We start from the raw sequence: 1,063 nt of genomic DNA on the forward strand, positions 1-1,063 counted from the left end.
ATGGAAGTCTCATCTTGAGGCCGGCTTCCCGCTTAGATGCTTTCAGCGGTTATCCATCCCGAACGTAGCTAACCAGCGGTGCTCCTGGCGGAACAACTGGCACACCAGAGGTTCGTCCAACCCGGTCCTCTCGTACTAGGGTCAGATCCTCTCAAACTTCCTACGCGCGCAGCGGATAGGGACCGAACTGTCTCACGACGTTCTAAACCCAGCTCGCGTACCGCTTTAATGGGCGAACAGCCCAACCCTTGGGACCTACTCCAGCCCCAGGATGCGACGAGCCGACATCGAGGTGCCAAACCATGCCGTCGATATGGACTCTTGGGCAAGATCAGCCTGTTATCCCCGAGGTACCTTTTATCCGTTGAGCGACAGCGCTTCCACAAGCCACTGCCGGATCACTAGTCCCGACTTTCGTCCCTGCTCGACCTGTCAGTCTCACAGTCAAGCTCCCTTGTGCACTTACACTCGCCACCTGATTGCCAACCAGGTTGAGGGAACCTTTGGGCGCCTCCGTTACTTTTTGGGAGGCAACCGCCCCAGTTAAACTACCCACCAGGCACTGTCCCTGAACCGGATCACGGTTCGAAGTTAGATATCCAATATGACCAGAGTGGTATTTCAACAATGACTCCACCGTAACTGGCGTCACGGCTTCACAGTCTCCCACCTATCCTACACAAGCCACACCGAACACCAATACCAAGCTGTAGTAAAGGTCACGGGGTCTTTCCGTCCTGCTGCGCGTAACGAGCATCTTTACTCGTAATGCAATTTCGCCGAGTTCGCGGTTGAGACAGTTGGGAAGTCGTTACGCCATTCGTGCAGGTCGGAACTTACCCGACAAGGAATTTCGCTACCTTAGGATGGTTATAGTTACCACCGCCGTTTACTGGGGCTTAAATTCTCAGCTTCGCCTTGCGGCTAACCGGTCCTCTTAACCTTCCAGCACCGGGCAGGCGTCAGTCCGTATACATCGACTTGCGTCTTCGCACGGACCTGTGTTTTTAGTAAACAGTCGCTACCCACTAGTCTCTGCGGCCACCACGCCCTTTTCGGAGTA

Annotated in this window: 1 rRNA gene; it reads right to left on the reverse strand. The window is 54.8% G+C overall.

Annotated features, from left to right (window positions below):
* Positions 1-1,063 (reverse strand): 23S ribosomal RNA (locus ACWGSM_RS13510); the annotation flags it as partial.

Source organism: Microbacterium sp. NPDC055521 (assembly GCF_053619695.1).